Annotated in this window: 20 protein-coding genes and 1 pseudogene; 16 read left to right on the top strand and 5 right to left on the bottom strand. The window is 52.3% G+C overall.

Annotation, left to right across the window (positions count from 1 at the left end; all coding sequences use genetic code 11):
- The first annotated feature begins 13 nt into the window (after positions 1-13).
- Genes AOY24_RS02820 through AOY24_RS02810 form a run of 3 tightly spaced genes read left to right on the top strand, consistent with a single transcriptional unit; the run spans position 14 to position 2753 of the window.
- Positions 14-1081, top strand: coding sequence for an ABC transporter permease (locus tag AOY24_RS02820; RefSeq protein ID WP_044256655.1), 1068 nt, complete (start codon positions 14-16; stop codon positions 1079-1081).
- Between the two features lie 53 nt (positions 1082-1134).
- Positions 1135-1932 carry an SDR family oxidoreductase gene (locus AOY24_RS02815; RefSeq protein ID WP_043001478.1) on the top strand — a complete coding sequence of 266 codons (798 nt, stop codon included), beginning with the start codon at positions 1135-1137 and terminating at the stop codon, positions 1930-1932.
- Positions 1933-1967: 35 nt separating this feature from the next.
- Positions 1968-2753 carry an SDR family oxidoreductase gene (locus AOY24_RS02810; protein WP_044266441.1) on the top strand — a complete coding sequence of 262 codons (786 nt, stop codon included), beginning with the start codon at positions 1968-1970 and terminating at the stop codon, positions 2751-2753.
- Positions 2754-2884: 131 nt separating this feature from the next.
- Here AOY24_RS02810 and AOY24_RS02805 read toward each other — a convergent pair whose 3' ends face one another.
- Positions 2885-4918, bottom strand: coding sequence for a choline transporter (locus AOY24_RS02805; RefSeq protein ID WP_043001480.1), 2034 nt, complete (start codon positions 4916-4918; stop codon positions 2885-2887).
- A 126-nt stretch (positions 4919-5044) separates the two neighbouring features.
- Here AOY24_RS02805 and betI point away from each other — a divergent pair, with 126 nt between their 5' ends.
- Genes betI through betA form a run of 3 tightly spaced genes read left to right on the top strand, consistent with a single transcriptional unit; the run spans position 5045 to position 8815 of the window.
- On the top strand, positions 5045-5635 hold the full coding sequence (betI, locus tag AOY24_RS02800; RefSeq protein WP_044266442.1) for a transcriptional regulator BetI: 591 nt from the start codon (positions 5045-5047) through the stop codon (positions 5633-5635).
- Between the two features lie 17 nt (positions 5636-5652).
- The gene (gene betB / locus AOY24_RS02795; protein WP_043001482.1) at positions 5653-7125 is read left to right on the top strand and encodes a betaine-aldehyde dehydrogenase; all 1473 of its coding nucleotides are present in this window, start codon (positions 5653-5655) and stop codon (positions 7123-7125) included.
- 13 nt (positions 7126-7138) lie between these two features.
- Positions 7139-8815 (top strand): choline dehydrogenase, encoded by a 1677-nt coding sequence (gene betA, locus AOY24_RS02790; RefSeq protein ID WP_044256662.1) that lies wholly within the window; start codon positions 7139-7141, stop codon positions 8813-8815.
- Positions 8816-8820: 5 nt separating this feature from the next.
- Here the strand turns inward: betA and AOY24_RS02785 are convergent, their stop codons facing one another.
- Complete coding sequence (locus AOY24_RS02785; protein ID WP_054176111.1) at positions 8821-9522, bottom strand: GNAT family N-acetyltransferase; 702 nt, start codon at positions 9520-9522, stop codon at positions 8821-8823.
- 144 nt (positions 9523-9666) lie between these two features.
- Here AOY24_RS02785 and AOY24_RS02780 point away from each other — a divergent pair, with 144 nt between their 5' ends.
- The 3 genes from AOY24_RS02780 (at position 9667) to AOY24_RS02770 (ending at position 11873) form a co-directional block, all read left to right on the top strand.
- Positions 9667-10782 carry a YbdK family carboxylate-amine ligase gene (locus tag AOY24_RS02780; RefSeq protein WP_043001485.1) on the top strand — a complete coding sequence of 372 codons (1116 nt, stop codon included), beginning with the start codon at positions 9667-9669 and terminating at the stop codon, positions 10780-10782.
- Positions 10783-10851: 69 nt separating this feature from the next.
- A complete protein-coding gene (locus AOY24_RS02775; RefSeq protein WP_043001486.1) occupies positions 10852-11100 on the top strand; it encodes a DUF1158 domain-containing protein in 249 nt (82 codons plus the stop codon).
- Between the two features lie 353 nt (positions 11101-11453).
- Entirely contained in the window at positions 11454-11873 is a 420-nt protein-coding gene (locus tag AOY24_RS02770) for a fimbrial protein (protein ID WP_054176110.1), read from the top strand.
- Between the two features lie 122 nt (positions 11874-11995).
- Here the strand turns inward: AOY24_RS02770 and AOY24_RS02765 are convergent, their stop codons facing one another.
- Together AOY24_RS02765 and AOY24_RS02760 are read right to left on the bottom strand one after the other, a co-directional pair.
- On the bottom strand, positions 11996-12337 hold the full coding sequence (locus AOY24_RS02765) for a RamA family antibiotic efflux transcriptional regulator (RefSeq protein WP_043001487.1): 342 nt from the start codon (positions 12335-12337) through the stop codon (positions 11996-11998).
- Complete coding sequence (locus tag AOY24_RS02760) at positions 12334-13467, bottom strand: MBL fold metallo-hydrolase (protein ID WP_043001488.1); 1134 nt, start codon at positions 13465-13467, stop codon at positions 12334-12336. Before AOY24_RS02760 ends, AOY24_RS02765 begins: the two co-directional genes overlap by 4 nt.
- A 191-nt stretch (positions 13468-13658) precedes the next feature.
- Here AOY24_RS02760 and AOY24_RS02755 point away from each other — a divergent pair, with 191 nt between their 5' ends.
- The 7 genes from AOY24_RS02755 to AOY24_RS25160 all read left to right on the top strand — a co-directional run bounded on the left by AOY24_RS02755 (position 13659) and on the right by AOY24_RS25160 (position 21973).
- The gene (locus tag AOY24_RS02755; protein WP_043001489.1) at positions 13659-14240 is read left to right on the top strand and encodes a TetR/AcrR family transcriptional regulator; all 582 of its coding nucleotides are present in this window, start codon (positions 13659-13661) and stop codon (positions 14238-14240) included.
- Entirely contained in the window at positions 14240-14608 is a 369-nt protein-coding gene (locus tag AOY24_RS02750; RefSeq protein WP_044256666.1) for an MmcQ/YjbR family DNA-binding protein, read from the top strand. The genes AOY24_RS02755 and AOY24_RS02750 overlap by 1 nt, the downstream gene beginning before the upstream one ends.
- 98 nt (positions 14609-14706) lie before the next feature.
- Positions 14707-15360: an oxygen-insensitive NAD(P)H nitroreductase gene (gene nfsB, locus AOY24_RS02745; RefSeq protein ID WP_043001491.1), complete on the top strand. Its 654-nt coding sequence runs from the start codon at positions 14707-14709 to the stop codon at positions 15358-15360.
- A 398-nt stretch (positions 15361-15758) separates the two neighbouring features.
- Positions 15759-18374 (top strand): filamentous hemagglutinin N-terminal domain-containing protein, encoded by a 2616-nt coding sequence (locus tag AOY24_RS02740; protein ID WP_044269035.1) that lies wholly within the window; start codon positions 15759-15761, stop codon positions 18372-18374.
- A gap of 99 nt (positions 18375-18473) precedes the next feature.
- A complete protein-coding gene (locus tag AOY24_RS02735) occupies positions 18474-20153 on the top strand; it encodes a ShlB/FhaC/HecB family hemolysin secretion/activation protein (protein WP_054176109.1) in 1680 nt (559 codons plus the stop codon).
- Between the two features lie 254 nt (positions 20154-20407).
- Positions 20408-21661, top strand: a complete 1254-nt coding sequence (locus AOY24_RS02730) for an O-antigen ligase (RefSeq protein ID WP_161804574.1) — start codon at positions 20408-20410, stop codon at positions 21659-21661.
- Positions 21662-21835: 174 nt separating this feature from the next.
- Positions 21836-21973: a hypothetical protein gene (locus AOY24_RS25160; protein ID WP_157959986.1), complete on the top strand. Its 138-nt coding sequence runs from the start codon at positions 21836-21838 to the stop codon at positions 21971-21973.
- Between the two features lie 638 nt (positions 21974-22611).
- Here the strand turns inward: AOY24_RS25160 and AOY24_RS24465 are convergent.
- Positions 22612-23552, bottom strand: a pseudogene (locus AOY24_RS24465) (IS481 family transposase).
- Between the last annotated feature and the right edge of the window lie 192 nt (positions 23553-23744).

Here is a 23744-nt window from a genome sequence, read left to right as displayed (position 1 = left end):
GCTGGAATCCATCATGAACCAGAAATATATGATTTACATGTACCTGCTGAAGGCCAGAACGTTTATCGCGCTGCTGCTGGTCATCGCATTCTTCAGCGTGATGGTACCGAATTTCCTGACCACATCTAACCTGCTGATTATGACCCAGCACGTTGCGATTACCGGCTTACTGGCAATTGGAATGACGCTGGTGATCCTCACCGGGGGCATTGACCTGTCGGTCGGCGCCGTTGCAGGGATCTGCGGCATGGTGGCGGGAGCATTACTCACCAATGGCTTGCCCATCTGGGGCGGTAACATCATCTTCTTCAACGTAGCGGAAGTGATCCTCTGTGTCGCCATCTTCGGCGTTCTCGTCGGGTTCGTAAATGGCGCCGTCATCACCCGCTTTGGTGTGGCTCCTTTCATTTGTACTCTCGGCATGATGTACGTTGCCAGGGGATCTGCCCTGCTGTTTAACGACGGTAGCACCTACCCCAACCTTAACGGTATGGAAGCGCTAGGAAATACCGGTTTTGCTACGCTGGGTTCCGGCACGCTGCTCGGGATTTACCTGCCAATCTGGCTAATGATTGCCTTCCTGGTGTTGGGCTACTGGATCACCACCAAAACCCCGCTTGGCCGCTATATCTACGCGATCGGCGGTAACGAATCCGCAGCGCGTCTGGCCGGTGTGCCGATCGTCAAAGCGAAAATTTTCGTGTACGCCTTCTCCGGGTTGTGCGCTGCCTTTGTTGGGTTGATTGTCGCGTCTCAGCTACAAACAGCGCACCCGATGACCGGCAACATGTTTGAGATGGACGCCATCGGCGCCACCGTCCTGGGCGGAACCGCGCTCGCTGGCGGTCGCGGACGGGTATCCGGTTCTATCATCGGGGCCTTCGTCATCGTCTTTCTGGCCGATGGCATGGTGATGATGGGCGTCAGCGATTTCTGGCAAATGGTCATTAAAGGTGTCGTTATCGTCACCGCCGTGGTTGTCGACCAGTTCCAGCAAAAGCTACAGAACAAAGTCATTCTGATGCGTCGCCATGAAGAAAAGCAGACGACAGCACCCTCAGCGAATACCGTATCCAGTTAAGTAGCATCACTCCGCCGGGCATCACCTGTCCGGCTTATACAGGGGAAAGAAATATGCAACGTGATTTTCATGGTAAGACGGTCGTCATCACCGGGGCATGCCGGGGAATTGGCGCAGGTATCGCCGAACGTTTCGCCCGGGACGGCGCAAACCTGGTGATGGTCTCCAACGCGGAGCGCGTTCACGAAACGGCAGAGCAACTGCGCCAGCGCTACCAGGCTGATATTTTATCTTTGCAGGTTGATGTCACTAACGAAGAGCAGGTACAGGCGCTGTATGAGCAAGCCGCTGCGCGCTTTGGCACGATTGACGTCTCCATCCAGAACGCTGGTGTGATCACCATAGATTACTTTGACCGGATGCCAAAAGCTGATTTTGAAAAAACCCTTGCCGTCAATACCACAGGGGTGTGGCTCTGTTGCCGGGAAGCGGCGAAATATATGGTGAAACAGAACCATGGCTGTCTGATTAACACCTCTTCCGGTCAGGGACGTCAGGGCTTCATTTACACCCCGCACTATGCCGCCAGCAAAATGGGGGTGATTGGTATCACGCAGAGCCTGGCGCATGAACTGGCCCCGTGGAACATCACCGTTAACGCCTTCTGTCCAGGGATCATCGAAAGCGAAATGTGGGATTACAACGACCGCGTATGGGGCGAGATCCTCAGTACCGATGAAAAACGCTATGGCAAAGGTGAACTGATGGCGGAGTGGGTTAAGGGCATCCCCATGAAACGCGCCGGTAAACCCGAGGACGTCGCCGGACTGGTCGCCTTCCTGGCCTCTGACGATGCGCGCTATCTTACCGGACAAACCATCAATATTGATGGTGGCCTGATTATGTCGTAATACCCGCCAGGGTATTGATGAAGAGAGTTATCACTATGATCGCAAAAGATTTTGCTCAACAACTGTTTAACCTGCAAGGACGCGTCGCTTTCGTCACGGGCGCAGGTAGCGGCATCGGTCAAACCATTGCCTGGGCGCTGGCCAGCGCGGGTGCACGGGTCGTCTGTTTTGATCTGCGTGAAGACGGCGGATTGAAAGAGACCGCTAATCATATCGACGCGATGGGGGGGCAGTCGGCACTCTATACGGGAGATGTTCGTCAGCTTAGCGACCTTCGCGCCGCCGTTGCCCTGACCAAAGAACGGTTTGGTCGTCTGGATATCGCGGTGAACGCTGCCGGTATTGCCAACGCCAACCCGGCCCTGGAAATGGAAAGCGAACAGTGGCAGCGCGTTATCGACATCAACCTCACGGGCGTCTGGAACTCCTGCAAAGCGGAAGCGGAACTGATGCTCGAATCCGGCGGCGGATCTATCATCAACATCGCCTCCATGTCCGGGATCATCGTCAACCGAGGCCTTGAACAGGCGCATTACAATAGTTCTAAAGCGGGGGTTATTCACCTCTCGAAGAGCCTGGCAATGGAATGGATTGAAAAAGGCATTCGTGTGAACTCCATCAGCCCGGGATACACCGCCACGCCGATGAACACCCGTCCAGAGATGGTTCATCAGACACGTGAATTTGAAAGTCAGACACCAATACAGCGCATGGCAAAAGTGGAGGAGATGGCAGGTCCGGCGCTGTTCCTCGCCAGCGATGCGGCTTCGTTCTGTACTGGCGTCGATCTCGTTGTGGATGGCGGATTTATCTGCTGGTAGACAGATAATCGCCCGCAGCCAGGACGGACTGCGGGCGAGGTGCTTAAGCGGGTGCCGTCTCATCCAGACCTGACTCGCGGATATGCGGGGATAACTCCCCGCATAACGGCTACTTCTTCGTTTAGCTCGTCCTACATGCCCGGGAACAACACGCCATTTCCTGGCGCTTCGCGATCCAGATGAATGAAGTTCAGATGACGTTCGTACTGGTCGAGGATATCGGTAATCACCTGCTCTTTGCTGTAGTCCATCAGGTCATTGCCCTGGCTGCCTTCCAGCAGGAAGGTCTCCAGCCGGTAATAGGTCGATTTCCCGCTGCGCGCACGGTAGGTGAAACCAGGCACGGCATACTGCTGAGGCCAGATCTGGTAGATAAAGTTACGTTCATCGCCCATATGCACCAGCAGGTCGAGGTGACCAAGATTGTCCCCTTCTTCTGGTGGCATACTTTGCAATTCCACCCTCGCGCCACGCAACCGCAGTTCCTGAGCAACCTCTTCCATCGCCGGATAACAGACCGTCTTCATCATCTCTCGGGTATAGCGCGTACCGGGGTAATTCATCAGCCGCGAGAGGCGTTTTTTCCAGCTCAACCGATCCTGCACGCCCATGGGGCGCGGCGCGGTATGGCGGCTGGCGCTCTCGCGGCGATAATCTTCTACCTTGAGCGATTTATACAACCCGGCCATCACAAAGAAAATCACAAAGCTGAACGGCAGGCCCATGATCACCGTGGTGTTCTGCAGGGCTGAAATTCCGTTCGTCATCAGCATTCCCAGGGTCAGCAGCCCGATGGCCACCGACCAGAAGATACGGATCCAGTTTGGCGCATCGCTGTTGATATCCTTCAGCTTCGAGGTGAAGTTTCCCAGCACCAGCGCGCCGGAATCGGCTGACGTCACATAAAACAGCAGACCGGTAATGGTAGCGACGGAAGCGCTAAACGTGAATGCCGGATATTGTGCCAGCAGGCTATAGAATCCGCGCTCCGGATGCACCATCGCTTCCTGGGCAAATCCCGCATCGCCGTGGATAATTTCATACAACGCGCTGTTGCCGAACACCGACAGCCACAGCAGAGTAAAGGTGAACGGAATAATCAACGTACCGAAGACAAACTGACGGATGGTACGCCCACGTGAGATCCGCGCGAGGAACAGACCGACAAACGGCGACCATGCCACCCACCACGCCCAGAAAAATAGCGTCCAGTTATTCATCCACTCAACCGGACGATCAAAGGCAAAGCTGTTGAGCGTCATCCCCATAAAGCGATTCACATAGTCGCCCACATTGAGCACCAGCGCGTTGAGCAGGAACGAGGTGTCGCCCATAAACAGCACAAACAGGATCAGCCCCAACGCCAGCAGAACATTAAGCTCTGAAAGTACGCGGATGCCCTTATCCACCCCGGAAGTGACCGAAATCGTGGCGATCACCACCGACAAGACAATCAGCGCTGCTTTCGCCGCCATCGAATCCGGGATATCAAACAACACGCTCAGACCGTAGTTGAGCTGAACCACACCAATACCCAGCGTCGTGGCGATACCAAAAATAGTTCCGATGACAGCGGCGATATCGACACTGTGTCCAATCGGTCCGTTGATGCGTTTACCGAAGATCGGATACAGCGCAGAACGGATGGTCAGCGGCAGGTTATAGCGATAGCTAAAGTAACCCAGCGCCATGCCCATCAGAGCATACATCGACCAGCCGGTCAGGCCGTAGTGGAACAACGTCCAGACCATCGACTGGCGCGCCGCTTCAATGGTCTGCCCTGCCCCTTCTGGTGGCTGCATATATTGCGTCACCGGCTCCGCCACAGAGAAGAACATCAGGTCGATACCAATCCCGGCGGCGAAGAGCATGGCCGCCCAACTGAGCAGGCTGAACTCCGGTTTCGACTGTTCCGGGCCGAGCTTTACCGAGCCAAAGCGCGAACAGGCAATGAAAACAACAAAGACGATGTACAGCGTGGCCGCCAGCAAATAGTACCAGCCAAAGGTTTGCGAGACCCAGTTCAGGGTCCGGCCAATCCAGACGGCGGAGAAATCACTAAAAAAGAGGGTGGTCAGGGAAAACAACAAAATCAGCCCGGCGGAGGTGTAAAACACCACCGGATTGATTTTGTCCTTTTCTCTGCTCTGCGGAAGGTCTGACATCAATTATCCTCACTTTTCTTGCAACTATTTGAAATCAAATTCGCAACAATTAAGACACATTTATATTGAACGTTCAATCAATAAAAGGTTAAATACATAAACATTACTGATGAATGGAGCCGCAACATGCCCAAACAGGGGATGCAAACCCTTCGGCGCAGACAGCTGATCGACGCTACGCTGGAAGCGATTAATGAAGTCGGGATGCACGATGCGACGATTGCGCAAATCGCCCGTCGTGCCGGTGTTTCAACCGGGATCATTAGCCATTACTTTAAGGATAAGAATGGATTGCTGGAGGCAACGATGCGCGACATCACCAGCCAGCTGCGTCATGCCGTTTTGCATCGACTCCATGCATTACAGGGAGCACGCGCCGAGTTGCGATTGCGCGCCATCGTGGCGGGAAACTTTGACGAGACCCAGATAAGCCACGCCGCAATGAAGGCCTGGCTGGCATTCTGGGCCAGCAGCATGCACCAGCCGATGCTGTATCGCCTGCAACAGGTCGCCAGTAAACGTCTGTTGTCGAACATTGTGTATGAATTTATGCGCGAACTGCCGCGTGAACAGGCGCAGCAGGCAGGCTATGGCCTCGCGGCGCTGATCGACGGGCTGTGGCTACGCGCCGCGCTAAGCGGTAAGCCGTTTAATCTCAGTCTTGCGCAGGCGCTGACCACCCATTTCATCAGTCAGCACTTACCCAAAAGCCACTGACTCACCGAGGAGAATGCATGTCCCGAATGGCAGAACAACAGCTTTACATTGATGGTGGCTATACCGCCGCCACCAGCGGTCGGACTTTCGAGACGATCAACCCTGCCAGTGGCGAGATTCTGGCCACCGTACAGGCCGCAGGCCGTGAGGATGTCGACCGCGCGGTAAAAAGCGCTCAGCGCGGACAAAAAATCTGGGCGGCGATGACCGCCATGGAACGCTCGCGCATTCTGCGCCGGGCAGTGGAGATTCTGCGCGAACGCAATGATGAACTGGCGAGACTGGAAACGCTGGATACCGGCAAACCGTTCAGCGAAACCGCCAGCGTCGATATCGTCACCGGCGCAGACGTACTGGAATACTACGCCGGGTTGATTCCCGCGCTGGAAGGGAGCCAACTCCCGCTGCGCGAGACCGCGTTCGTCTACACCCGCCGCGAGCCGCTGGGCGTTGTCGCCGGGATTGGCGCATGGAACTACCCGATTCAAATCGCGCTGTGGAAATCCGCACCGGCGCTGGCGGCGGGTAATGCGATGATCTTCAAACCCAGCGAAGTCACCCCGCTGACTGCCCTGAAGCTGGCAGAAATCTACAGCGAAGCCGGCCTGCCGGACGGCGTCTTTAATGTCCTGCCGGGCGAAGGCGCAGAAACGGGCCACTATCTGACTGACCATCCGGGCATCGCCAAAGTCTCCTTCACCGGCGGCGTCGCCAGCGGTAAAAAAGTGATGGCAAACGCGGCCGCCTCGTCGCTGAAAGCGGTGACGATGGAGCTGGGCGGCAAATCGCCGCTGATCGTTTTCGAGGATGCTAACGTTAATCTCGCCGCAGACATCGCGATGATGGCAAATTTCTATAGCTCCGGTCAGGTCTGCACCAACGGAACCCGCGTGTTCATTCCGGCGCGGATGAAAAGTGCGTTTGAGCAGACCATTTTGTCCCGCGTGGCGCGGATCCGCGCAGGCGATCTGTTTGATCCCGCCACCAATTTTGGCCCGCTGGTCAGCTTTGCGCATCGCGAAAACGTCCTGCGCTATATCGAAAGCGGTAAAAAAGAAGGTGCAACGCTGCTGTGCGGCGGAGAGGTACTGACGGGAAACGCGTTCGATGAGGGAGCCTGGGTCGCGCCAACGGTGTTTACCGACTGCCGCGACGACATGACCATCGTGCGCGAGGAAATCTTCGGACCGGTGATGTCCATTCTGACATACGAGAGTGAAGACGAAGTTATTCGTCGCGCCAACGACACTGATTACGGTCTGGCGGCGGGTGTGGTCACTCAGGATCTCAACCGCGCCCATCGCGTCATCCACCAGCTTGAAGCAGGGATCTGCTGGATCAACACATGGGGGGAATCCCCTGCCGAAATGCCGGTTGGCGGCTACAAACATTCCGGTATTGGCCGCGAAAATGGCCTGATGACGCTTCAAAGCTACACCCAGGTGAAGTCCATCCAGCTCGAGATGGCCCCCTTCCAGTCCGTATTTTAACCAGGAGGTTTCATTGCATTTTGACTACATCATTATTGGTGCCGGCTCTGCCGGTAACGTACTGGCTACACGACTGACAGAAGACAGCAATACCACCGTCCTGCTGCTGGAAGCGGGTGGCCCGGATTACCGTGCGGATTTCCGTACCCAGATGCCGGCGGCACTCGCCTTTCCGCTACAGGGAAAACGCTACAACTGGGCCTACGAAAGCGAACCCGAACCGCATATGAACTACCGCCGGATGGAATGCGGACGCGGAAAAGGGCTCGGTGGCTCGTCTTTGATTAACGGCATGTGCTACGTGCGTGGCAATGCGATGGATCTCGACAACTGGGCGCAAGCACCCGGGCTCGAACACTGGAGTTACCTCAACTGCCTGCCCTATTACCGTAAAGCAGAAGCGCGCGATATTGGTGCCAATGACTATCACGGCGGCGACGGCCCGGTCAGCGTGACCACCTCAAAACCGGGCGTGAATCCGCTCTTTGAAGCGATGATCGAGGCGGGCGTTCAGGCAGGCTATCCGCGGACAGACGACCTGAACGGCTATCAGCAGGAAGGTTTTGGCCCAATGGATCGTACCGTCACGCCTCAGGGACGGCGCGCCAGCACCGCGCGAGGCTACCTGGATCAGGCGAGAAAACGCCCTAACCTCACCATTGTGACCCATGCGCTGACTGACCACATCGTCTTTGACGGCAAAAAAGCCGTCGGCGTGGAGTGGCTGGAAGGCGACAGCACGATCCCGACCCGCGCCAGGGCAAACAAAGAAGTGCTGCTGTGCGCAGGGGCGATTGCTTCGCCGCAGATCCTGCAACGCTCCGGCGTGGGTGATGCTGCGTTACTAAAGGCTTTTGCGATCCCGCTGGTTCACCACCTGCCCGGCGTCGGAGAAAATCTGCAGGATCATCTTGAAATGTACCTGCAATATGAGTGTAAAGAGCCCGTGTCGCTTTACCCCGCTCTGCAATGGTGGAATCAGCCGAAGATTGGCGCTGAATGGCTGTTTGGTGGAACCGGTATCGGCGCGAGTAATCACTTCGAAGCCGGAGGATTCATCCGCAGCCGTGAAGCCTTTGCCTGGCCGAACATTCAGTACCATTTCCTGCCGGTGGCGATCAATTACAACGGTTCTAACGCAGTGAAAGAACATGGTTTCCAGTGCCACGTCGGGTCAATGCGCTCGCCGAGCCGCGGTCACGTCCATCTGAAATCCCGCGACCCACGCGAACATCCGGCAATTCTGTTTAACTACATGTCAACAGAACAAGACTGGCAGGAGTTCCGCGATGCGATTCGTATCACGCGGGAAATCATCAACCAGCCGGCGCTGGATAAATTCCGTGGACGAGAGATCAGTCCCGGCATCGCGTGTCAGACTGACGAACAGCTGGACGCATTTGTGCGCGAACATGCGGAGACGGCGTTTCACCCCTGCGGCACCTGTAAAATGGGCTTTGACGAGATGGCAGTGGTCGACGGTGAAGGGAAAGTGCATGGCGTTGAGAATCTGCGCGTCGTGGATGCGTCGATCATGCCGCAAATTATCACCGGCAATCTGAATGCAACGACCATTATGATTGGCGAGAAAATTGCCGATGCCATTCGCGGACGCGCTCCGCTGGCGAAAAGTACAGCGCGTTATTACATGGCAGGCGACGCGCCGGTACGCAAACCGGCGCGACGGTAAGCGTATTACTGTCGACACTGGGCCAGCGTTTTAATCTGCTGGCCCTGCGCGTCAAAATTCTCCGCCGCTAACCAGCGCTGCAATGCGCGGTCACACTCAGACCACTCGCCATCAATCATTGATAGCCAGTCGCTGTCCCGGTTGCGGCCTTTGCGGACAATTTTCTGGCGAAAGCGACCTTCAAAGACAAATCCCAGGCGCTCTGCCGCCCGGCGCGACGCCAGGTTGAGAGAATCACATTTCCACTCCACCCGGCGATATCCCTGTGCGAAGGCGTAGCGCAACAGCAGCCAGACGGCTTCTGTGCCCAGTACGCTATTTTTCATCCGCAGCGACCAGGTGACATGGCCGATTTCAACGCTGCCGTGCTCGCGTTCGATCGCCATAAAGCAGACTAACCCCACCGCACGTTCTGCGCGGATATCCACCACGGTGAAAGGTACCAGCGCGTCATCATTCGCTTTTCCACTGAGCCAGTGGAACGTCGCCGCAACGCTATCGGGTCGACGGCTTGCCAGCCACGTCCAGTCTCGCTCGTCGTCTGCCTGCGCATAAGCGTCGAACAAATCGGCGGCATGACGTTCAGGATCGAGCGGCTCAAGGCGACACCAGCGACCTTCCAGCACCGTCCGTTGCAGAACGGACGCGCCATGCCAGTCCGGTAGCGCATCGCCCACCGTCTGGCCGTATTCATTGATTTCCGGCACCGATTACTCCTTACACAAGGATAAAATTTGGTTATAGCAGTTCCCGATGCGCCTTCAAAGCACCGGATTCAGATTTCTTCCACCACGCCGAAACCCGCACTCACTTCTATACTCATCTGACAAATCAAAGGAGAAGCGAACACTATGCCACTACCCGATTTTCACGTCTCTGAACCGTACACCCTCGGCATTGAACTGGAAATGCAAGTGGTTAATCCGCCGGGATATGATCTGAGCCAGGACTCTTCGACGCTGATTGCCGCAGTGAAAGACCGGGTACACGCCGGCGAAGTGAAGCACGATATCACCGAAAGCATGCTGGAGATGGCGACTGACGTTTGCCACAGTATCGATCAGGCGGCGGCGCAGTTTTCCGCGATGCAACAGGTGATCCTGCAAGCGGCGGCTAACCATCACCTCGAAATTTGCGGCGGCGGTACGCATCCGTTTCAGAAATGGCAGCGCCAGGAAGTATGCGATAACGAACGCTATCAACGCACGCTGGAAAACTTTGGCTATCTCATTCAGCAGGCCACCGTATTTGGCCAGCATGTTCACGTCGGCTGCGCCAGCGGAGATGATGCAATTTACCTGCTGCACGGGCTGTCGCACTTTGTCCCGCATTTTATTGCGCTCTCGGCGGCTTCACCTTATATGCAGGGCTCCGATACCCGCTTTGCCTCGTCGCGGCTGAATATCTTCTCTGGTTTCCCGGATAACGGCCCCATGCCGTGGGTGAGCAACTGGCAGGAGTTTGAAGGGTTATTCCGTCGTCTCAGCTATACAAACATGATCGACAGCATTAAAGATTTGCACTGGGATATTCGCCCCAGCCCGCATTTTGGCACGGTCGAAGTGCGGGTGATGGATACGCCGCTCACCCTCAGCCATGCAATCAACATGGCCGGTTTAATTCAGGCTACCGCGCACTGGCTACTGACGGAACGACCGTTTAAACATCAGGAGCGTGACTATCTGCTATATAAATTCAACCGTTTTCAGGCCTGTCGCTACGGGCTGGAGGGGATTCTGACCGACGTGCATACCGGCGACCATCATTCGCTTTCAGAGGACACGCTGCGCCTGCTGGAAAAAGTTGCGCCGTCCGCTGATAAAGTCGGTGCCGCAAGCGCGATTGAAGCCCTGACCCGGCAGGTTAAACAGGGTGCCAGCGAAGCGCAAAAAATGCGTGAGTTTGTCAGCGATGGCGGATCGCTCATCGGGCTGGTGAAAAAACATTGTGAGATTTGGGCCGGGTAAGCGGCGCCGGTTTGCGTTAACGGTGAAGATCCCGGACAATGGCTTTTTTAACTCACGTTTAACATTGCCATGAAACACCCGCTTGAATCACTGATGACCGCCGCCGGTATTCTGCTGATGGCCTTTCTCTCCTGCCTGCTGCTTCCCGCGCCTTCGCTGGGGCTGGTGCTGGCACAAAAGCTGGTTGCGACCTTCCATCTGATGGATCTCAACCAGTTCTACACGCTGCTGTTCTGCCTGTGGTTCTTAGCGCTTGGCGCTGTTGAATATTTCGTGATTCGCTACGTGTGGCGTCGTTGGTTTTCGCTGGCTCACTAAGCCGGTGAACCAACCGGGCGCCACTTCTTTTGGCGCTCACTAACAGGAACCCGAGAGACTCACCACATTACCAATCAGGCGTGATTTGTTAATTTAAATATTAGAACAATAAATATTCTTATCTATGCGCCTTCCACACATTCCATCTTTCCGGCACAGAGATCATTTACTAATAAACCCGAAAGCAAGATACGCCTGCGGGCACCGTCCTGAAAGCCCATTATCTGACGTTCCCGGAAGTGAGCGCGTATTGTGATAACGGCATGATAATGAGCTGGGCAGTGGGCGATGGTCCCGGCTCTGCCTATACCCTGCCAATGGGGAAATGAAATCTTATCAATGGCAGTATCACTGTGCTCGCCTGCACCATACCGTCCGGTACTAATCTCGCGTTCCCCATTGGGGATGTGCAGGCCGATCAGTTTACCCAGTTGGGTACCCATTCACAGGAAAGCAGCACGGCTGACCTGAAACGCGACTGTGACGCGAACGCCGATATCAATGTGACGTTAACCGGCGCACAAAACCCTGATACCACGGACGACAGCGTTCCCGAGCTCAGTAACCAGGGTGACGAAAGGGTTGCCGCGGGGATCGGCGTGCAGTTACTGTACAACGATACGCCACTGGAACTGAATAAGATGCTTAATCTTAAACGCTCGGCAGGCGGCCTGGAGCCGTTCCCCATTACCGCCCGATATATACAGACCAAAGATAAAGTACGGGCCGGACAAGCAAATGCGACGGCGACACTCAATCTGACGTATCAATAAAACCCCACAGGCTATATATAGTAAATCGCCCATTATTGGCAAAAATCCTTCATACCCCTCACCTATGTTTTTTAATCCACAGTGAGGAGATGTTTTGCCAAAGAAAGCGTTTTTCCGGGAGATCAGTGTGCCCGACTGTGATTTTCTTTGCGGTAGGCGCCCGGCGGCTGGTTAAACGTGCGGGTGAAAATGCGAGTAAAGGTCTGTTGAGAGTCAAACCCGTAGCGCAGACAAATGTCATACACTTTTTCGTCGGACTCGCGCAGATCCCGCGCCGCGAGCAGCAGTTTACGTTCACGAATATAACGTCCCAGACTCTCCCCTTTGTACTGTAAAAACAGACGCTGCAGATGCCATTTGGAATACCCCGCGTGGCGCGCAATGTCGTCAATGCGCAGCGGCTGATTCAAATTATCATCTATCCACTCGACAATCGTGTCGATAACCTGAGCAGAAATGGTCATTCGGAACTCCTCTCCTGCAAATGTGAGGTCTGCTCCCACCAGACGGTGAACGGCTGCGCCAGATCGTCCAGTTTTACCGGTTCACCCTGCATTGGCGTGAGCAGACGGTACGCTTTATGTCGACTGGCCAGCGCCAGCCGTTTGTAAGGGTCATCCCAGGTATGTTTAGCCAGCACAAAGCGTCCGGCATGACCGGGCAATATCGCTTTTGCCCGCAAATCCTGAGCGGCCTGAGCGGTCTCTTCTGGCATCATATGGATGTACTTCCAGTCCTGGTCATATTGACCGTTCTCCATAATGGCAAGATCGATGCCGCCAAACTGCTCGCCGATGGCCCGGAAATGAGGCCCGTAGCCGGAGTCACCGCTGTAATAAATTTTCTGTTCCGGCGTTTCGAACAGAAAACTGGCCCACAGCGTCTGGTTGCGCTTAATGCCGCGGCCAGAAAAATGCCGCGCAGGCAGAACGTGAATCATCAGCGAATCGTCAATTCGCACGGACTGATTCCAGTCGCGCTCTTCAATGATGTCGCTATTCATTCCCCAATAACGCAGATGCGAACCGACACCCAGCGGTGTAAGCACGCGCTTCACTTTGGGCATTAACGCCTTGATGGTGGCGTAGTCCAGATGGTCATAGTGGTCGTGCGAAATGATCAGCAGATCGATCGCCGGCATCGCCTGCGCCGTCCACGGATAATCGCCTGCGAAAGCCTTATTGAGGAAGGAAAACGGCGCGGCATAACTGCTGAGCACAGGGTCAATCAGAATACGTTTGCCGTCCAGTTGCAGATACCACGACGAATGCCCGAGCCAGATTAGGATGTCTTCAGTGACCGGCAGACTGGCAAGATCGGTCGCAACCAACGGCAGGGGCTGATCGGGGCGCGCATTCTCACGCTTCGCGACCAGAAACTCCCACCACGCCGCGAGCATACTTTTGTTTCCGGTATAGCCCGGCGTCGGTATCTGATTATGGAATTGCCCGTCCCGGTAGTTTGCAGATTGTTCAACCTGGCTAAGCTGAGCGCCCTGTGGCGCCTGGCCGAAGCCAGCATTGAGGACAAACGGTAACGTTGCTGCACTGGTAATGAGCATAATAACAACCACGCAAACTGTGAGACGCTTCATATCCTGACCTGAAAACGCGCGCCTGTCCGATGGTTTGCGCGACGCACCCTTGATTATGAGTGAGTAAGCACTCATTATAGAAATCAGACGTTTCTCGTCAAGATGATTTTCAATCTTTGACATTCACCGTTGCGGCGCTGCATACGCCGTGTTTCAATCACATTTTTAGACCACATTAAGGGTAAAGTGTAGTGGCTCGTCCGAAGAGTGAAGACAAAAAAAAGGCATTACTGGAGGCAGCAACCACGGCGATTGCGCAGTCCGGGATCGCGGCGTCAACCGCAGTGATTGCCCGCAATGCTGGCGTGGCGGAAGGGACATTGTTTCGCTATTTCGCGACCAAAGACGAGTTAATCAACGAACTGTATCTTCATCTTAAACAGAGTCTCTGCCAGTCGATGATCGCCAATCTGGATCGTTCACTGACCGATGCCAAAGCGCTGACCTTTTATATCTGGCGCAGCTATATCAGTTGGGGGATAAACCACACGCAGGGGCATCGCGCGATACGCCAACTGGCCGTCAGCGAAAAAATCACCAAAGAGACGGAACAAAAAGCCGACGATATGTTTCCTGAACTGCGCGATCTCTGTCACCGCTCAGTGCTACCGGTCTTTATGTCCGATGAATATCGCGCCTTCGGCGATGCGCTGTTTTTAACGCTGGCAGAAACGACAATGGAATTTGCCGCCCGTGAACCGGCTCGCGCTGAAGAGTTTATTTCTCTGGGTTTTGAAGCCATGTGGCGCGCCCTCACCCGCGAGGAAAAGTAATGGACGAAAAAACGCTGCACGAGTGCGCAAAACGCCTGGCATTAGCCTTCCCCTTTACTGAGCACTGCTGGCCGTTCGGCCCGGAGTACGACGTGTTTAAGGTCGAAGGAAAGATTTTTATGATCGTCACCGAATTTAACCGCCGTGCGGTAATAAACTTGAAAGCCGACCCGGAAAAATCCCTGTTAAATCAGCAGATTTACCCCAGCATAACCCCCGGTTATCACATGAACAAAAAGCACTGGATTTCCGTCGCGCCCGGTGACGATATTACCGAGTCGTTACTGGAAGAGCTGGTGAACGACTCGTGGAATTTAGTGGTCGATGGCCTGCCTAAACGCAGCCAGAAACGAATCCGCCCGGTCTGATTAATCTCAAATAACGAAAACTGTGTTCGCCATTTCTCTCTTATCATCTCCGGTAGAACCCTGTAACCTGCGAAGATTAAAACCAACCGGGAGTCGTTATGGATATCGTTTCAGTTGCCTTAAAACGTCATTCAACCAAGGCATTCGACCCAGCTAAAAAGCTGACCGCTGAAGAAGCCGAAAAAATCAAAACACTGCTGCAGTTCAGCCCGTCCAGTACTAACTCTCAGCCGTGGCACTTTATCGTCGCCAGCACAGAGGAAGGCAAAGCGCGCGTGGCGAAATCTGCCGCCGGTAACTTTGTCTTCAACGAGCGAAAAATGCTTGATGCCTCGCATGTCGTGGTGTTCTGCGCCAAAACGGCAATGGATGATGCATGGCTGGAACGCGTGGTTGATCAGGAAGAGGCCGATGGGCGTTTTGCTTCCGCGGAGGCGAAAGCCGCTAATCACAAAGGTCGCACTTTTTTTGCCGACATGCACCGTAAGGAGCTGAAAGACGATGCACACTGGATGGCAAAGCAGGTGTATCTGAACGTGGGTAACTTCCTGTTAGGCGTCGCCGCACTGGGTCTGGACGCGGTGCCAATCGAAGGTTTCGACGCCGCCATTCTTGATGCAGAATTTGGCCTGAAAGAAAAGGGCTTCACCAGCGTGGTGGTGGTGCCAGTCGGTCATCACAGCGTGGAAGATTTTAATGCCTCGCTGCCAAAATCTCGCCTGCCGCTGAGCACGATTATTACTGAATGCTAATGTCTTCAGGCACGTTGCTTCGCGACGTGCCTGTTCTCATTACCCTTCCACTCGTTAAGGTTCTTTCAAGTTTCTTACACATTGTGTAACACCTCAGAAATATCTTGAACAGAAATTATCCATATCATTTATCAATCGATTTCCCCATTTTCGACGATGCCTCTCTTTCATATTAATGAATTACCTAATAAACACATTTTTATAATAAATAATTGCGATATTTTTTTGTGCAATTATCAATGTGTTACTTTTCACCCCCAGCCAACAATTGCTGTTAAAAAAAAACGAATCGTTACAAGTCCTTTTCTGGATTAAAGGGATTGCATGGTTTCATATCCCCCCCATTTTTCACCAATGAAATGGGGAATTTATATTCAAGGAAATACAAGGATCAGTAAATGAAAAGCAAAAATATTAATATCGTGCGCAATAATCGTCAGGTTTTACACGCAAAGCTGGCTCCAACCTGCTTTGCAACGATGCTTGCGCTTGGAATGATTATGCCAGCTCACGCTGCGGTTGTAGCAGGTAATACTAACCAACCGGGTATTCATACCAACGCAAATGGCACTACCGTTGTTGATATTAATAAAGCCAGTGCGGGTGGCGTTTCACATAACGTTTATTCTGAGTTCAACGTAGACAGTAACGGCGTTATTCTGAACAACAGTAGCAGCAATTCGAACACTCAGTTAGCCGGCCAGATTAATGGCAACGCTAATATGGCGAGCGGCAGTGCAAAAGTGATTCTTAACGAAGTGCGCTCCTCCGATCCGAGCCAGCTTAACGGCATGATCGAAGTCGCCGGTCAGTCCGCTCAGGTCATTATTGCTAACCCATCAGGCATTACCTGCGACGGTTGCGGTTTTATTAACACCAACCACGCAACGCTAACCACGGGGACCGCCACCTACGATAATCAGGGCAACGTAACCGGACTGGACGTCAGCAAAGGCCAGGTGTCTATTACCGGTAAAGGTATGGACACCCGCTCCACTCAGTACACCGACATTATCGCTCGCTCCGTGAAGGTCAATGCGAAACTGCAGGCGAATGAGCTGAACATCATTACCGGTAATAACCGTATTGATAAGAATGGTCGCGTACAGAAAAAATATGACGACAGCACCAGCCCGGAAGTCGCGCTGGATGTATCTGCGCTGGGTTCCATGTATGCCAATAAAATTTACATGGAAGGGACAGACAGTGGCGTCGGCGTGCGTATTGATCACGCAGACCTGACCGCGACGGATACCTTGTCTCTCAATGTTGATGGCGTGATTGAAAACAACGGCGGCCATATTAGCGGTAAAAACTCCACTGCTGTAATGGGATCATCTGTTCTGAACCATAATGGCCAGATCACGTCTGATGGGATGGTCTCCGTTTCTGCCGACGAATTACTGGACAACAGCAATGGTCAAATCAAAGGCAATTATGTTGATTTGTCTGGCAAAAACACAGTAAACACCCATGGCAAGATTCAGGGAAACCAGCAGACCACCATCATGGCGGATTCGCTGAATAACACCCAAGGTGAAATCACCAGCGAAGGCGCCCTGAGCATCGCTCGCTCTTCTAACAGCTATAACTCCTGGGGAGCGACCGGCGTCAATAATACAAACGGTCGTATCAATGCTAAAGGCTCGCTGACCGTGGACTCAGCAAATCTGGACAACACGTCTGGCAGCCTGACAAGCAACGGCTCGATGAGTGTTAACGTCGATACGCTGACCAACAATAACGGGGTTATTTCTGCAGGTAATGGCTGGAATATGATTAACGCCTCCATGTTGAATAATGATAACGGCGTTATTCAGACTCAGGGACGTGACAGCCAGTTGCAGGTAAGCGGCAATAACATGCTCTCTAACCATAACGGCACAATTCATAGCGACGGTTCCGTTTCTATCAATGGCGCACTGGATAACATGTCCGGCACGATTTCAGCCGGCAATGATATCTTCATGTATGGTTCGTCTTATTATTCTGATCTTGCCAGCAAGCTGGAAGCGGGTCACAACATTGATATGACGGTGACAAATACTTTCCAGAACGCAGGGACTCTCGCTGCGGGACAGGATATGTCTTTAACCATCGGTTCCAATGGTTGGGGCAGCTACGGTGGCCCAGCCCAGAACAGTGGTTCTATTACCGCCGACGGTAATCTGAATCTGCAGATGAATAGCAGCGTGTTTAATAACAGCGGTGCAATCCACGCTAATCAAATGAATCTGCAACTGTCCGATCTTGCTAACAGCGGTACGATCTCCAGTAACAATGACATCAACGTTAACGCCAACAATGTCTATAACCTGATGTATGGCAACATGAATGCTGGCCATAACATCTACATCACAACCTCTTCTCTGATGACTGACGCAGGAAGCGCTATTCAGGCAGGGGAAGATGCTAGCTTGTCTGTGATGAGCAACCTGAACAATACCGGTGATATCCGTGCCGCGCATGATATCAACCTCAATGTGATGGGAAGTTACGGTTATTCACAGAGCACCTCTTATAACAACGGTACCATTGCCGCTGGTAATAAATTGAATGCCCAGATGGATCGCGTAACGTTGATGAATAGCGGTACGCTGAGCGCGGAAAACGGTATTACGCTGACCACTAATTACCTGAACAACAGCGGCAACATCTCCAGCACCGGTGATGTTAAGCTGAATACGTCTAACGGTATGTTCAACGAAAGCACTGGTACGATTACGGGCGATCACGTTTATACCACGGGTTATGTCACTAACATGGGCGTTATTAATGAAACGGGTTCGGCTAATCAGGATGATGGCGCGAATACCCCTGACAACAATAATACCGATAATGGTGGTTCGACCAATAACGATGATAACACCGTGGTACAGCCTAATGGAACACCTGCAGGTAATGGTGTTTGGGAAAATGGCGTCGTTTATAAACCAGGTGACATGTATTACGGCTACGTCGTGGTAGATATCATCTATTATCCTGGCGGTTATGTTATCTGTACTGGGATTTAATATATTTTAGTTCCAAAGCCCCATGAAGTTATGGGGCTTTATTAATTTATTTTAGAAATGCTTCTGAGGTTCAGTACCTACAGGGAAGAGTTAAATATCATGATTGTTTATCGTACCAGCCTCAGTCTCATTCTTTTCTCACTGTTCGCGATACGCCCTGGCATCGTGGAAGCTGAGCCCGTCTCAGGCCAAGGTGCCACCAGTCAACAACAGGATCAGGCAAGGCATAATCAGCTTGCTCCTCAAAGTAAGACATTGCTCACGGCAGAAAATGTACAGGATAGCGATACGCTGATCCTGCCCAAAGAATCCGTCTGCTATGACATGAAACACGTAGTTATCGATAAAACGGTCGCCCTCCCCCACTGGCTGACCTTTAACGATCTTATTCGCCAGGTTGAAAAGCATTGTATCGGAATACAGGGGATCACGGCTCTACATAAAGCCGTCCAGAATCGGTTAATCTCCCATGGATATATTACCAGTCGGGTGTTAGTTCCAGACCAAAATTTAAAAGAGGGAACATTAACCCTGCGAATTTTGCCCGGTCGTATCAGTGAATGGCTGTTACAAAATCAGGAAGGCCGCACCGTTCATCGCTGGAATAACTTCCCGGAAGCTGAAGGCGACGTTCTTGATTTACGCGGTCTGGAACAGGGACTGGAAAATTTGCAGCGTATTCCCGGATCGCAGGCAAGTATTCATCTTGTTCCCGGTGAACATCCTGGCGATACTCGCGTAGAAGTCAGTCGCAGCCAGAATAAAGCATGGCGTCTGGGGACGTGGATGGATGACGCCGGAAGTAAAAAAACGGGGCGTTATGAAGGCGGTCTGGCCTTTTACCTTAATAACCCCACAACGCTGAATGACATTTTTTATGTTGCTTATGGCGGCGGTTTTAAAAATGAGTATGGACGTCGCAACGACAACACTTCCGCCTTCTACTCCGTCCCGTGGGGCTACTGGCTGCTTGAACTCTATGGCAGTAAATATCGCACGGTTCAGACAATCCATAGCGGTGATTACCACTATCAGTACAGCAGCAGTGAAAAATTACTGACTGCAGAAATCAAACGCGTTATCTACCGCAGCGCCAGTCAAAAAACAACGCTGGGTTTTAAAGGCATTAAACGTGATTCACACTATGACCTCAACGATGTTGAAGTGGAAGTACAGCGCCGGGACACCAGCAGCTGGCAACTCAACCTGGAACATTTAGCTTATCTGCCCTTTGGGCAACTCACCTCCCGACTGAGCTATCAACATGCCGCGCACTGGTTTGGCGAACAAGCCGATGCCGAAGAAATGGTAGGTAGTGCCGATCCCCTGGCACGCATTATTACCCTGAGCGTCGACGGCACATTTCCGTTTAAGGCAGGCGATCTGTCGATGAGCTATGAGCCGCATTTCATGCAGCAAACGTCACCGGATAAACTGACGCAGCCGGATAAATTTACTATCGGTAACCGCTGGACGGTACGTGGCTTCGACGGTGAATCTTCCATTTATGCTGATAAGGGTTGGTATCTGCGTAACGACATTAACCTGAATCTCCCCAGGTGGGGGATGCAGCCCTATCTTGGCTTTGATTACGGGGAAGTCAGCGGTTCGAAAAATGACTACTGGAGCGGCACACGCATCGCCGGTGCGGTTGCCGGTGTGCGAGGTGTTAAAGGCAACGTTGGCTATGATCTTTTCGCCGGTGTTCCGGTGATGAAACCTGATGATATGCAGACCAGTCCGTTTACACTTGGTTTTTCAGTGCAATGGCAATATTAAATCGATGCCTGAATGGATCAGTCTTAGAATGGACAGGACTTAAATAGCGCCATCTTGAGTGGGTAAATACAATATCGATTTATCCACTCAAGAATATTATGCCCGCCCGAATGCTCGCGTTTTGCAAATCTGGGGAAACCTTCACGTCTTCCCGCCTTGTGCCGCTTTTTTTATACTTCCTGCTCAGTTTTTACTGGTTAGTGCTGATACATATTCCCTGGCCAAACAGCGGCGATTACGGCATGAATTTACCGATGAACCTGCTGTCGTGGGCTGCGATTTTGCTTCAGGCGCTGATCGTCTGGCTGTCGCTGCAAGCGGATAAAATACGTCTGACACCCACGTTTTTATGCCTGCTGCTCAGTGCGATAGCATTTACGTTACCCGTCTTCTGGTCGCCTGACCAGGGACTCGCCATCGCTCTTCCTCGACTAACAGGGATCTGGGGAGGCGTGTTTACCTATCTCACCTTACTTCAGTACCCACCGCGGGAAAAAGAAATTGTTGCTCTGAGCTATATGATCGCTGCGGCAGCTTGCATTGAAACCGTTTATTCTCTGATGGGTTTCTGGTGCCCACAATGGCTTCTCTTCCCGCTTAACGCACTGGCTGAAAATTATTCCGGTGGCGCACCGGGTATTTTTCAACAGCGTAATGTCACCGCCACATTTCTGGCGACAGGTTTATCTCTTCTGCTGGTGTTGATGGCGGACAGGCAGCGAACGCTTAAATCGTTTCGTGCGGAAACTGCGCGGAGGTTCGCAATCTGTTTTGCAATTATCCTCATCTCTGCAACGCTGGTATTATGTCGTTCCCGAATTGGCTGGCTGGGCGGTCTGTGTGGAATTGCCTGCGCGTCGCTTCTTTTCTGTCAACAATGTTGGCGAGATAGAACCATGGCTTGCCAACGCCTTGCGATTATTTTCTTACCGTTCATCGGTGGTCTGTTGGGTTCGGTTTTGCTCCAGGGTTCCGTATTAAATTCGTTGGCTCATGAAGAGTCAAATCAACAACGACTCCTGACGTTGGAATACACCGTGCGCCTTACCATGACGCATCCCTGGAGAGGGATTGGTTTAGGCATGCTTGAATCGGTGTATCAAAATTTTATGGCCGATCTTCCTTTCGCGAATCCTGGCCGGGAAATGATGCAGCATCCACATAATGAGACGTTATTTATTCAGGCGGAAGGCGGAATTGTCGCCCTCCTGGGCGGGCTGATTCTTTTATGGGGTTGGATTATTTTATTTCGCCGCCCAAAAAGCTTGTGGCAGTGGGTGACACTGTTAACCACCCTACCGATTTTGTTACACACTCAGGTCGAGTTTCCTCTTTATTACTCCGTTGCGCACTTTTTTCTCATCCTGCTACTGATGAGTGCAACTGAAAGCCGTAAATCCACGTTCACCTTGCCGGTAAAATATCTGCGTCCAGCCCTGGCCGCGACCGCACTGTACGGTATTGTGCTGTCAATGCAGCTCTTTCGCGCCAGTGTGACACTGGGATAATTCGAAACGGGCCGACTTGAACCACCGGAAAGTATTCGTCAATTATCCGTTCCCTGGCTGATGCAAATACGCTGGTAGCGGGATCTCTCCCGCTTACATCTGATGCATTTTAATCAAAGCGGTAATATTAATGAGCTAGATTTATTTGCTCAGGAGAATGCCGAGTGGATCACAATGCATATGGAAGAAGATGCCTGGAGCGACCAGATTAATATTCTGATGTTTCTGCAAAAGCGGGAAGAGGCACTGGCGCTAAGGCTGCGGGCTCAACGCTTAATGCCATGGGATGAGCGCTTTAATCCGGGTGAGTAAAAATAAAAGAAGCTGGCATCATAGTCGGCTTCCTGCATCATTTCACTGATAAGTCAGGTTTAGCATCGCCGTGGCGTTGGCAATAGCGGCTTTCACTTTATCTTTAGTCTGAATATCACTGACCGCAACTGTCGCCATCATCGTCGTTGATACAGTTGATTAAGAGTGACAATTTACGCTGGATTCATACACTGTCAGCGCCTGTCAGATAGGTTGATCGCGCTGTACAATTATCTGGGAGCGTTTATCTGTAACGAAGAATGGAATAAGTGCAGGTTATCGATATGGTCGCATAACAGTTTGTGGCACCCAAAAAGAGCATGTCCAACAGAAGGTTCATTCTTCGCCCCCAAACTGATTTTAAAATTGTGTACACACCGAACCTATCTACACACAGTTTTTATCAGGCATAGTTCACCACAAAGGTCACTGAAACATTTGCACTTCCTGGCGTCACATCATCAACTACAGACTGATAACTCGCTGAAAATTTAAGTTCAACGGAGTCCTCACCTCCTTTTAAAGGGATGCCTTCAGAAGGTTTATCGGTGGGGAGTAAATTCCCCTTACTGTCATAAATTGTATTAGCTCAGACCTGATCTGACAGTTACCGGTTATTTATACAGGTATCTGTCAGATTACATCTGGTTTAAGTTTTTCTCAGCCCAGATGCGTTTTCCATCAAGTAATGTTTCCACTGGCGTCCGGCCACAGCACATTTTCCCTGATGAGTTCGCTCATTATTATAGTGAGCCAGCCATTCATCAAGATCCGATTGTAATGAAGCAAGATCACCATATAACTTTTTGCGGAACGTTACCTGATAAAACTCGTTCAGGATCGTTTTATGGAACCGCTCGCAGATACCATTGGTTTGCGGTGACATTGCCTCCGTTTTCGTATGCTCAATGTCATTTATCGCCAGATAAAGCTGGTAATCGTGCTGCTCCACTTTACCGCAGTATTCGGTGCCTCTGTCAGTATCCTCAGCATCGGCAGGCCATGAGACTCATAAAACGGCAGTACACGATCATTCAGTAAATCAGCCGCTGTAATCGGCGTTTTAGTGACATAGAGCTTGCAGTGAGCCACTTTCGAGTACGTATCAACGGACGTCTGCTGATAGATACGCCCGACGCCTTTCAGATTGCCCACATAGAACGTGTCCTGTGACCCCAAATAACCCGGATGAGCGGTTTCAATCTCACCACAGGCCTCGTCATCGCTGGCTTTACGTTCCAGCGCGGCGACCTGGCTGTCGGTCAGTTCAATACCATGGCGGGCCATTTTCTCTTCCAGTGCTTGCAGGCGTTTTTTGAAGTTCTCAAGGTTATGGCGTAACCAGACGGAACGGACACCACTGCCGGAGATAAAACGCCCTGTTTACGTAACTCGTTACTGGTCCGGTGCTGACCGTGAGCCAGGAATTCGACAGCATAATCAACAACGCTCGCTCAGTGGCCTCATCGGTACGGTTCTTTAGGTTAGGAGCACGACGGCTACGATTTAGCAGTGCATCCACGCCACCTTCATCGGTCAGTTCGCGATAACGGTAAAATGCATCGCGCGAGACGCCCATGATTTTTCAGGCTTTCGACACGTTACTGAGTTCTTCAGCCAGATTGAGCAATCCGACTTTGTGTTTGATGACAGGATTGGTAGTATGAAGCATGAGCGTTACCTCGTGTTTTGTATAAGGATTCGACACCCATATCAAAACCGGTAACTCTCAACCTTTCAAGGCCATGTGTCAGATCAAGTCGCGACTAAT

It is taken from the genome of Citrobacter sp. CtB7.12, from assembly GCF_001297795.1.
Classification (GTDB): domain Bacteria; phylum Pseudomonadota; class Gammaproteobacteria; order Enterobacterales; family Enterobacteriaceae; genus Citrobacter_A; species Citrobacter_A amalonaticus.
The sequence above is the reverse complement of the archived record's forward strand: the minus strand, read 5'-3'. Positions and strand labels throughout refer to the sequence as shown.

Coding starts and splice junctions, on each gene's coding strand:
- AOY24_RS02820 (WP_044256655.1), top strand. CDS start 14: ATGAACCAGAAATATATGATTTACATGTACCTGCTGAAGGCCAGAACG.
- AOY24_RS02815 (WP_043001478.1), top strand. CDS start 1,135: ATGCAACGTGATTTTCATGGTAAGACGGTCGTCATCACCGGGGCATGC.
- AOY24_RS02810 (WP_044266441.1), top strand. CDS start 1,968: ATGATCGCAAAAGATTTTGCTCAACAACTGTTTAACCTGCAAGGACGC.
- AOY24_RS02805 (WP_043001480.1), bottom strand. CDS start 4,918: ATGTCAGACCTTCCGCAGAGCAGAGAAAAGGACAAAATCAATCCGGTG.
- betI (WP_044266442.1), top strand. CDS start 5,045: ATGCCCAAACAGGGGATGCAAACCCTTCGGCGCAGACAGCTGATCGAC.
- betB (WP_043001482.1), top strand. CDS start 5,653: ATGTCCCGAATGGCAGAACAACAGCTTTACATTGATGGTGGCTATACC.
- AOY24_RS02780 (WP_043001485.1), top strand. CDS start 9,667: ATGCCACTACCCGATTTTCACGTCTCTGAACCGTACACCCTCGGCATT.
- AOY24_RS02775 (WP_043001486.1), top strand. CDS start 10,852: ATGAAACACCCGCTTGAATCACTGATGACCGCCGCCGGTATTCTGCTG.
- AOY24_RS02765 (WP_043001487.1), bottom strand. CDS start 12,337: ATGACCATTTCTGCTCAGGTTATCGACACGATTGTCGAGTGGATAGAT.
- AOY24_RS02760 (WP_043001488.1), bottom strand. CDS start 13,467: ATGAAGCGTCTCACAGTTTGCGTGGTTGTTATTATGCTCATTACCAGT.
- AOY24_RS02750 (WP_044256666.1), top strand. CDS start 14,240: ATGGACGAAAAAACGCTGCACGAGTGCGCAAAACGCCTGGCATTAGCC.
- nfsB (WP_043001491.1), top strand. CDS start 14,707: ATGGATATCGTTTCAGTTGCCTTAAAACGTCATTCAACCAAGGCATTC.
- AOY24_RS02740 (WP_044269035.1), top strand. CDS start 15,759: ATGAAAAGCAAAAATATTAATATCGTGCGCAATAATCGTCAGGTTTTA.
- AOY24_RS02735 (WP_054176109.1), top strand. CDS start 18,474: ATGATTGTTTATCGTACCAGCCTCAGTCTCATTCTTTTCTCACTGTTC.
- AOY24_RS02730 (WP_161804574.1), top strand. CDS start 20,408: ATGAACCTGCTGTCGTGGGCTGCGATTTTGCTTCAGGCGCTGATCGTC.
- AOY24_RS25160 (WP_157959986.1), top strand. CDS start 21,836: ATGCATATGGAAGAAGATGCCTGGAGCGACCAGATTAATATTCTGATG.